Below are 9,224 nucleotides of genomic sequence, written 5' to 3'. Positions count from 1 at the left end.
CCGCCTCGTCCGCTTCCGCCGCGAGGTGCTGCAGGAGCAGCCCGAGCCGGGGGTCAGGCTGCCCGTGTCGCGCCGGCCGGGGTGATCCCGGACCCCAGCCCTATCTCCCCGACTCGTCCAGGAGCCGGATCTCGTCGGCCGCCAGGGTCAGCCGGGTCGCGGCGATCTGGTCGTCGAGCTGTTCCGGGCTGGTGGCGCTGGCGATCGGGGCGGTGATACCGGGGCGGGCGATCAGCCAGGCCAGCGCCACCGTGGCCGGGCGCACGCCATGCGCCTCGGCCACCCGGTCGAGCGCGTCGAGGATGCGCAGGCCGCGCGGGTTCAGCCGGTCCTTCATGCCGCCGCCGCGGGCGCTCTTCGAGAGGTCGGCCTCGCTACGGTACTTGCCGGTCAGGAAGCCGCTGGCGAGCGAGAAATAGGTGATCACGCCGACGTCCTCGCGCCGGCACAGATCCTCCATCGGCCCCTCATAGCCCGAGCGGTCGTAGAGGTTGTAGTGCGGCTGCATCGTCTCGTAGCGCGGCAGGCCCTTCTCGGCGCTCAACTTCAGGGCCGAGGCCAAACGGTCGGCCGAGAAATTCGAGGCGCCGATCGCCCGCACCTTGCCCGCCTTGATCAGCGCGGCATGGGCCGCCAGCGTCTCCTCCTGCGGCGTTTCCAGGTCGTCGTGATGCGATTGGTACAGGTCGATGACGTCGACCTGCAGCCGGCGCAGCGAATTCTCGACCTCCTCGCGGATCCAGGCCGGCGACAGGTCCTTGCGCTGCGGCCGGCCCGGCATCTCCCAGCCGACCTTGGTGGCGACCACCACCCGGTCGCGCTTGCCGCTGCGCTTCAGCCAACGGCCGATGATCGTCTCCGACTCGCCGCCTTTGTTGCCGGGCGCCCAGGTGGAATAGGCGTCGGCGGTGTCGATCAGATTCAGCCCGGCATCGACGAAGGCGTCGAGCACCCGGAAGGAGGCGGCTTCGTCCGCGGTCCAGCCGAACACGTTGCCGCCGAGGGCCAGCGGCCCGACCCGGATGCCGGACCGGCCCAGATTGCGCAGTTCCACGGTCTCTCTCCTGCGATCACGTCCGGCCGGAACGCCTGCGGCGGGCCGGATGGCTGCGGGCAACTTCGGGCGTGCCGCGATGCCCCTGCCCCCACTGTAGGCGGCGGGCCGGCCATTGCTCAACGCCCGCGGGCGGCCTGACCGCAGGCCTATACCTAGGTATGGCCCATGGCACCGCTCCCGGTTACGAAGCCAACCGCCAATATGATGGTGCCGGGCCCGCAAAGGGCGTTTTCTTTCGAGACATCGACGGTCGGACCGGCGATGGCCGAAGCGACGATCCTTCCGGGTTACAACCGAAACCGCCGCTCCGCCTGCTGCCCCCGACCCTCACACCAACGTGCCAATCGGCTTGGGCCGAAGGCGCGGGCGAGGCCCCCGGCGATCGACTGCCGACCTCCCCCTCCCCGCCTCCCGGGAAAGACGATCGACGCGTGGATCCATGACGCCGCCGCGGCGCTCAGCGTCCGCGACGTGCGGTCCGGCTCCTGAAAAGCCGGGACCACGAAGGACTGGAGGACCATATGACCCTGTTCACCCGCCGCGCCGCCCTCGGCACCATGGCCGCAGGCGGCCTTGCCGTCGCCGCCACCGGCGCGAACGCCCAAGGCACCGCCGTGCCGCAGCCGATGACCCCCGGCCGCGGCGGCACCGATCCCGGCCCGCGCGACCTGATCCGCGACCAGGAGAATCCGAGCTTCCTGAACCCGCCGCGGACCGACAGCGGCACGTTCCAGAACCTGCGCTATTCGTTCTCTGACGCACATGTGCGCCAGGAGGAGGGCGGCTGGACCCGCCAGGTCACGATCCGCGAGCTCAGCGTCTCCAAGAACATCGCCGGCGTGAACATGCGCCTGAACGCCGGCGGCACGCGCGAGCTGCATTGGCACAAGCAGGCGGAGTGGGCCTACATGCTGTATGGCGAGGCGCGGATCTCCGCCGTCGACGCCGCCGGCAACAACTTCGTCGACGATGTCGGCGTCGGCGACCTCTGGTACTTCCCCTCCGGCATCCCGCATTCGATCCAGGGGCTGGGCAAGGACGGCTGCGAGTTCCTGCTGGTGTTCGACGACGGCGAATTCGACGAGGACGGCACCTTCCTGCTGAGCGACTGGTTCAAGCATGTGCCGACCGACGTGCTGGGCAAGAATTTCGGCGTCGATCCGAAGTATTTCGGCAACACGCCGGATCCGCGCCAGCGCTACATCTTCAACCTGCCGATCCCAGGCTCGCTGGCCGGCGACAGGATCGCCGGGGCGAGCCCGGTGCCGCAGGTCTTCAGTCACCGGATGATGGCGCAGGACCCGATCAAGACCAAGGGCGGCACCGTCCGCATCACCGATTCCTCGGTGTTCCCGGCCTCCAAGACCATCGCCGCCGCGCTGGTGGAGATCGAGCCGGGCGGGATGCGGGAGCTGCACTGGCACCCGAACGCCGACGAGTGGCAATACTACATCGAGGGCCAGGCCCGCATGGGCGTGTTCGGCGCGGTCGGTTCCGCCCGCACCATCGACTTCACGGCCGGCGATGTCGGCTACGTGCCCTTCGCCATGGGCCACTACATCGAGAACACCGGCAGCACCACGCTGCGCTTCCTCGAGATGTTCAAGAGCAGCACCTACGCCGACGTGTCGCTGAACCAGTGGCTGGCGCTCACCCCGCCGGAGCTGGTGCAGGGCCATCTCAACCTCGACAAGGCGGTGATGGACGCGCTGCGCAAGGACAAGTCACCGGTCGTCGCCGGCTGAGCCGGCGACCCCGCCGCCAGGCCCCTGCGCCAGGCGCGGGGCCTGGCGCGGGATGGGTGAATCCTCTTCGACGCCGTGAAGGAGAAGGTTGGCGATGTATCGCGACACGATTGCCAAATATGCCGAATCCGGGGCGCACAAGGCCGGCATGGTCAGGGCCCATCTGCTGGCCTTCCTGATCGGCTCGGCCCTGGCCGGGGCCTATATCGGCTTCGGCGACATCTTCATGTTCACCGTGGGCGCCCATGCCGACCCGTCCTGGTCGCATCTGGCGATGGGTGCCGTCTTCGCCTCGGCCCTGACCATCGTGGTCTTCGCCGGGTCGGAGCTGTTCACCGGCACCGCCATGTACATGCCCTTCGCCGTGCTGCGCGGCGACAGCAGCCTGGGCGACATGGTGCGGGTCTGGATCGCCTGCTGGGTCGGTAACCTGGTCGGCGCGGTGGTGCTGGCGGCGCTGCTGCACATGGCCGGCGGCGGGGTGCTGCTGACCGACGGCAGCAGCGAGTTCTTCGCCGTCGTCGCCGCCAAGATCGCGGCGCCGGGCTATGAGCTGTTCGCCCGCGGCCTCTTGTGCAACTGGCTGGTCTGCCTGGCCATCTGGATGTGCGGCCGCACCGAGAACGACGCCGCCAAGATCGCGCTGATCTTCTGGCCGATCGCGATCTTCGTCGCCTGCGGCTTCGAGCATTCGGTCGCCAACATGTTCGTCTTCGCCCTGGCCCTGCTGGGCGAGCATCCGGACACGATCACGCTCGGCGGCGCGGTGCACAACCTGGTCTGGGTGACGCTGGGCAACCTCGCCGGCGGCGGGCTGATGGTCGGGCTTGGCTACTGGCTGCAGGAGCGCGGCGCCGGCCATGAGGCCGAGGCGGCCGTCCCCGCCCCGGTTGCCAGGCCGTCCAGCGCCCTGCCGCGTGTATAGTACCGGCCCGGTTCCGAGGAGCACCCCGATGGCGAAAGACAGCGACGTTCCCGGCGTGAAGCCCTATGGCGGCCCCGCCGGGGGCTGGGGTGCCCTCGGCGCGGTGGCCCGGGCGATCAAGGACCAGATGGCGATCGCCGAGGACATCCGCGGCCTGAGGCGGATGAACCAGCCTTCGGGCTTCGACTGCCCCGGCTGCGCCTGGCCCGACCCGAAGCACACCTCGTCCTTCGAGTTCTGCGAGAACGGCGCCAAGGCGGTGTCGTGGGAGACCACGAGCAAGCGGACCACGCCGGAATTCTTCGCCGAGCATCCGGTGGCGGAGCTGTGGAGCTGGACCGACCATGCGCTGGAGGACCAGGGCCGACTGACCCATCCGATGGCCTATGACCGGGCGACCGACCGCTACCTGCCGGTCAGCTGGGACGAGGCGCTTCGCCGGATCGGCGACCGATTGCGCGGCTACGCCGATCCGAACACCGTCGAGTTCTACACCTCGGGCCGCGCCTCGAACGAGGCCGCCTTCCTGTTCCAGCTGTTCGTCCGGGAATACGGCACCAACAACTTCCCCGACTGCTCGAACATGTGCCACGAGGCCACCAGCGTCGGCCTGCCGGTGTCGATCGGCGTCGGCAAGGGCACGGTGACGCTGGAGGATTTCGACCACTGCGACGCCATCTTCTGCATCGGCCACAACCCCGGCACCAACCATCCGCGCATGCTGACGACGCTGCGCGAGGCGGCGAAGCGCGGGGTGCCGATCGTGGTGTTCAACCCGCTGCGCGAGCGCGGGCTGGAGCGCTTCGCCGCGCCGCAGAATCCGCTGGAGATGCTGACCCTCGGGTCGACCCCGATCGCCTCGGCCTACCACCAGGTCAAGGTCGGCGGCGACGTCGCCGTGCTGAAGGGCATGATGAAGGCGCTGCTGGCCGCCGACGCTGCGGGCCTCGCCGCCGGCGGGCCGGGGCTGCTGGACCGGGCGTTCATCGCCGAGCACACCGCCGGCTTCGACGCGCTGGCGGCGGATCTGGAATCGGTCTCCTGGGATGTGATCGCGGCCCAGTCCGGCCTGAGCCGCGACACCATCGAATCCGCCGCCGCGGTCTATGCCAAGGCGCAGAACGTCATCGTCTGCTACGGCATGGGCCTGACCCAGCACCGGCACGGCACCTCGAATGTGCAGCAGCTGGCCAATCTGATGCTGCTGCGCGGCAATATCGGCCGGCCGGGCGCCGGCATCTGCCCGCTGCGCGGCCATTCCAACGTCCAGGGCGACCGCACCGTCGGCATCACCGAGATCCCGTCCAAGCCGTTCCTCGACGCGATCGAGCGCGTCTTCGGCTTCGCCCCGCCGCGCGAGAAGGGCCACAGCGCGGTCGAATCGGTGCAGGCGATCATCGAGGGCCGGTCGAAGGCGATCATCTGCCTCGGCGGCAACCTGGCCGTCGCCATGTCGGACCCCGACGCGGTGTTCGCCGGCATGCGCAAGCTGGACCTGGCGGTGCACATCGCCACCAAGCTGAACCGGTCGCACCTGCTGCTGGCGCAGGACTCGATCATCCTGCCCTGCCTGGGCCGGACCGAGCGCGATGAGCAGGAGACCGGCGCCCAGTCGGTCACGGTCGAGGATTCGATGTCGATGGTGCACGCCTCGCGCGGCGCCCTGCCCCCGGCCTCGGACCAGCTGCGGTCGGAGCCGGCGATCATCGCCGCGCTGGCGCTGGCGACGCTGCCGCAGACCAAGGTCGACTGGACCTGGCTGGTCGCCGACTATGCCCGCATCCGCGACAAGATCGAGGCGGTGTTCCCCGACTTCTTCGACTTCAACGAGCGGGTGTCCGAGCCCGGCGGGTTCCGGCTGAACGTGCCGGCGTCGCAGCGCGAATGGCGGACGCCGTCGGGCAAGGCCAACTTCCTGGTCTGTGACGGGGTCGAGGAGGATCCGCGTGTCGCCCGGGCCGACGCACTGCGCCTGACCACCATCCGCAGCCACGACCAGTACAACACCACGATCTACGGGCTGAACGACCGCTACCGCGGCATCACCGGCCGGCGCGACGTGGTGTTCCTGAACGGGGACGACCTCGCGGCGCTCGGCCTCGGCCATGGCGACGTGGTCGATGTCGAGGCGGTGGCCAACGATCCGGGCGCCCCGCCGCGGGTGCTGCGCGGGGTCACCGCCGTGGCCTACGATATCGCCCGGGGGTCGGCCGCGGCCTATTACCCCGAGGCGAACAACCTGGTGCCGCTCGACTCCTATGACGAGCGCAGCGGCACGCCGACCTACAAATCGATCCCGGTGGTCATCCGCCGCGCCGGGTAGGACCCATTCGCGCGCGGACGCGCGCAGCCCCCTCACCACCCCCCTCCCGCAAGGGGAGGGGGGGTGTGGAAGGCTGCGCTCATCAATGCTGAAGGGTGGTGAAGGATGAGTGCGCGAGCGGCTCACCCCGTGTCGGGCGGCTTGGGCTTGCGGCCGGAGGCCGGGCGGGGTTTCGGCGAGTCCTCGGGCGGATCGTCGTCATCCGACGGCAGGAAGCCCAGTTGCTCCATCGCCTCGTCGGCCATCTCGAGCCAGCGCTCCACCCGCACCGGCAAGCCCCAGCGCCGGCACAAGGCCGCCACTGCGACCGGGGCCCGGCTGGCTTCGATCAGCTCCGCCACCTCCGGCCGCTCCAGTTGCTCACGCACCTCGGCGACGCGGCGGGCGATCTCCTCATTGTCCTTCGACGCCTCGTAGGCGGCCGCCATCAGCGCCAGCTTCACCCGCAGGTCGTGAAAGTCCTCCTGCGCCGCCTCCCGCTTCGCCTCAGCCTTGCGCTTCTCCTTGTGCTCCTGCGACAGCTTGCCCTTGAGCAGCAGGGTCAGCCGCACCGCGCGCGCGACGGTGGCGATCCGCTGGCAATAGTCGACGCCGGGCTGCGGCGCCTGCAGCGCCTCCTGCTGCGCCGCCCGGGCGATCGACATCTGGATCTCGACCAGCTCCGACAGCACGCACAGATCCGCCGCCCGTTCCTCCTGGGGATTGGGCGGGGTCTCCGTGGTCGAATCGGGCTGCGTCTTATTCATGGAACACATCATGAACAAGGTTGCGGATTAATACAACTGCACAATGTGTTTACAACGGGCGGGATCCGATCCCGTCAGGGCCGGCCGTCCAGGGTGTCGGCGATGCGGACCAGGTCGGCCACCGACCGCACCGCCATCTTCCGCATCACCTGGCCGCGGTGGATCTTGACCGTGATCTCGCTGAGGCCGAGCTGCCCCGCGATCTCCTTGTTCATCAGCCCGGTGGCGACGAGGACCATGATCTGCCGCTCGCGCGGGGTCAGCGTCTCGTAGCGCCCGGCGACCTCGGCCACGCGCTGCTCCGCCGCGCGCCGCTCGCGGTCGCGTTCGATCGCGGCGCCGACGGCGTCGAGCATGTCCTGGTCGCGGAACGGCTTGGTCAGGAAGTCGACCGCGCCGGCCTTCATCGCCCGCACGCTCATCGGGATGTCGCCATGGCCGGTCATGAACACCACCGGGATGCCGAGCCCGGCCTCGGCCAGCTGCGCCTGGACATCGAGGCCGCTGGTGATCTGCAGCCGGATGTCGAGCACCAGGCAGCTCGCCGACGCCAGCTGGTCGCCGTGCAGCAGCTCCTCCGGCGCGGCGAAGCAGGCGACGCGGAAGCCGACCGAGCGCAGCAGGCTGTCGAGCGCGGTGCGGACCGGCACCTCGTCGTCCAGCACCAGCACCAGCGGCGCCTCGGGTGCAAAGCCGGTCATGCCCGCACCCGATCCGACGGCAGGGTGATGTGCAGGGTCAGGCCGGCATCGGCGTTGCGCGACGCCCGGATCCGCCCACCATGGGCTTCGACGATGGAGCGGCAGATCGACAGGCCGAGGCCCATGCCGCCGGGCTTGGTGGTGCGGAACGGGGTGAACAGGCGCGGCATTGCCTCCGGCTCCAGCCCGACGCCGCTATCCGCGACCTGGATCAGCACCTCCCCCGCCGGGCCGCCGAGGGTCTCGACCGTGAGCTCGCGGCGGGAGACCGTCGCCATCGCCTGGAGCGCGTTGACGACGAGGTTGATCAGCACCTGCTGCAGCTGGATGCGGTCGCCCGCCACCGGCGGCAGCCCGGGCGCCAGCCGGGTCCGCAGCGCCACGCCATGGTCGGCGATCTCGCGCCGCATCAGCTCGACCACGTCGTCGACGACCGCGTTGGCATCGACCGCCGCCCGCTCCGGCTCTGCCTTCCGGGTCAGGTCGCGCAGCCGCTGCACGACGTGGTCGGCACGGTTGGCCTGGCCGGCGATGCGGCCGGCGCAGGCCCGGGCCTCGTCGAGCGCCGGCACCGGCCGGTCGAGCCACCGCTGGCAGGCCTGGGCGTCGGTCATGATCGCAGCCAGCGGCTGCTTCACCTCATGCGCGATCGATGTCGTCAGCTCGCCCAGGGTAACGATGCGCGAGACATGCGCCAGCTCGGCCCGGGCCTCGGCCAGGGCCTGGCGTTCGGTAATGTCGACGGCGCTGATCAGGCCGGTGGACCGCACGCCGTCGGCCGGGAAGGTGGCGGTGAGCAGGACCGAGCGGCGCTCGCCGCCGATGGTCTGCAGCACGGTCTCGCCGGCGAAGGACGCCCGGCCCTCCGCCAGGGCGATCAGCAGCTCGCGCCAGGTGTGCACGGTTTCGGGCAGGAAGATGCGCGGACGTCCGGCGATCGCCTCGGCCGCGTCCGCGGCGCCGACCAGCCGGGCGGCGGCATCGTTGGCGTCGACCGTGCGCATCAGGGCGATGCAGCGCTCGACCAGGCGGCGATCCTCCTCCAGCCGGCGCCGGAGAACGCCCTCGCGCGCGAGCTCCCCGAACAGGCTTTGGACCCGGGTGAAATCCTCCTCCCAGATCGCCACGCCGACCGACTGGAAGATGCCGCGCCAGCGCCGTTCGCTGTCACGCAGCACCGAAGTCGCCGCCTGGCTGCGCTGGGCCAGCACGGTGGCGATGGCGATCGCCGACAGGCTGACGATGCCGCGCAGGAGATGGGGCTCAAACCCGGTGTGCCGCAGCCCGACCAGGAAGCCGACGACCGTCAGCCCGCCGCAGCCGAGCGCGACCAGCAGCACGCCGCGGCGGTCGAGGAAGCCGACCGACATCAGGATGACGATCGCGTACAGCACCGCCACCGCGATCTTCATCGGGCTGAAGGTGTCGAACAGGAAGATGGCAAGGGCCAGCGCCGCGGTCAGCAGCGGCAGCGGCCGGCCGTGCCCGACCCAGGCCTGCAGGGCGGTGCCGGGTCGCCCCCCGGATGCTGCGGTGGCGGTCATCGGCATCGGGCGGGGATCTGCCCGGCGACGGGAGTGATCATTGTGCTTTGTCCTCGGGCCGGCTTTGGTCGCCCGCCCGCCGAGAGATGATGGCGCGCGTGGCCGGTAACAACACCCCCCAGCGGGACGCTGGGCCGCCTTCCGCGAATCCATCTTGTTTTTCTTATTCTGAGAATTAGAGTA

Annotated in this window: 7 protein-coding genes; 3 read left to right on the top strand and 4 right to left on the bottom strand. The window is 70.1% G+C overall.

The genetic code is table 11. The features are described from left to right. Nucleotides 1-100: 100 nt before the first annotated feature. Nucleotides 101-1,054, bottom strand: a complete 954-nt coding sequence (locus FFK22_RS05920; protein ID WP_138893038.1) for an aldo/keto reductase — start codon at nt 1,052-1,054, stop codon at nt 101-103. Between the two features lie 524 nt (nt 1,055-1,578). Between FFK22_RS05920 and FFK22_RS05915 the strand changes: the two genes are divergently transcribed. The 3 genes from FFK22_RS05915 to FFK22_RS05905 all read left to right on the top strand — a co-directional run bounded on the left by FFK22_RS05915 (nt 1,579) and on the right by FFK22_RS05905 (nt 6,050). Continuing rightward, nucleotides 1,579-2,802 (top strand): oxalate decarboxylase family bicupin, encoded by a 1,224-nt coding sequence (locus FFK22_RS05915; protein WP_138893037.1) that lies wholly within the window; start codon nt 1,579-1,581, stop codon nt 2,800-2,802. 94 nt (nt 2,803-2,896) lie between these two features. Further along, the gene (locus FFK22_RS05910) at nt 2,897-3,727 is read left to right on the top strand and encodes a formate/nitrite transporter family protein (protein ID WP_138893036.1); all 831 of its coding nucleotides are present in this window, start codon (nt 2,897-2,899) and stop codon (nt 3,725-3,727) included. Between the two features lie 28 nt (nt 3,728-3,755). Then, a complete protein-coding gene (locus FFK22_RS05905) occupies nt 3,756-6,050 on the top strand; it encodes an FdhF/YdeP family oxidoreductase (RefSeq protein ID WP_138893035.1) in 2,295 nt (764 codons plus the stop codon). A gap of 122 nt (nt 6,051-6,172) precedes the next feature. Here FFK22_RS05905 and FFK22_RS05900 read toward each other — a convergent pair whose 3' ends face one another. The 3 genes from FFK22_RS05900 to FFK22_RS05890 form a co-directional block, all read right to left on the bottom strand. Next, nucleotides 6,173-6,796 carry a hypothetical protein gene (locus FFK22_RS05900; protein ID WP_138893034.1) on the bottom strand — a complete coding sequence of 208 codons (624 nt, stop codon included), beginning with the start codon at nt 6,794-6,796 and terminating at the stop codon, nt 6,173-6,175. 74 nt (nt 6,797-6,870) lie between these two features. Further along, nucleotides 6,871-7,497 carry a response regulator transcription factor gene (locus tag FFK22_RS05895; RefSeq protein ID WP_138893033.1) on the bottom strand — a complete coding sequence of 209 codons (627 nt, stop codon included), beginning with the start codon at nt 7,495-7,497 and terminating at the stop codon, nt 6,871-6,873. Next, nucleotides 7,494-9,047 (bottom strand): sensor histidine kinase, encoded by a 1,554-nt coding sequence (locus FFK22_RS05890; RefSeq protein WP_138893032.1) that lies wholly within the window; start codon nt 9,045-9,047, stop codon nt 7,494-7,496. Before FFK22_RS05890 ends, FFK22_RS05895 begins: the two co-directional genes overlap by 4 nt. Nucleotides 9,048-9,224: the final 177 nt, after the last annotated feature.

It is taken from the genome of Mycobacterium sp. KBS0706, from assembly GCF_005938675.2.
Lineage (GTDB): Bacteria > Pseudomonadota > Alphaproteobacteria > DSM-16000 > Inquilinaceae > Inquilinus.
Note: the sequence above shows the minus strand (reverse complement) of the source record. Positions and strands in the feature narration are given on the sequence as shown.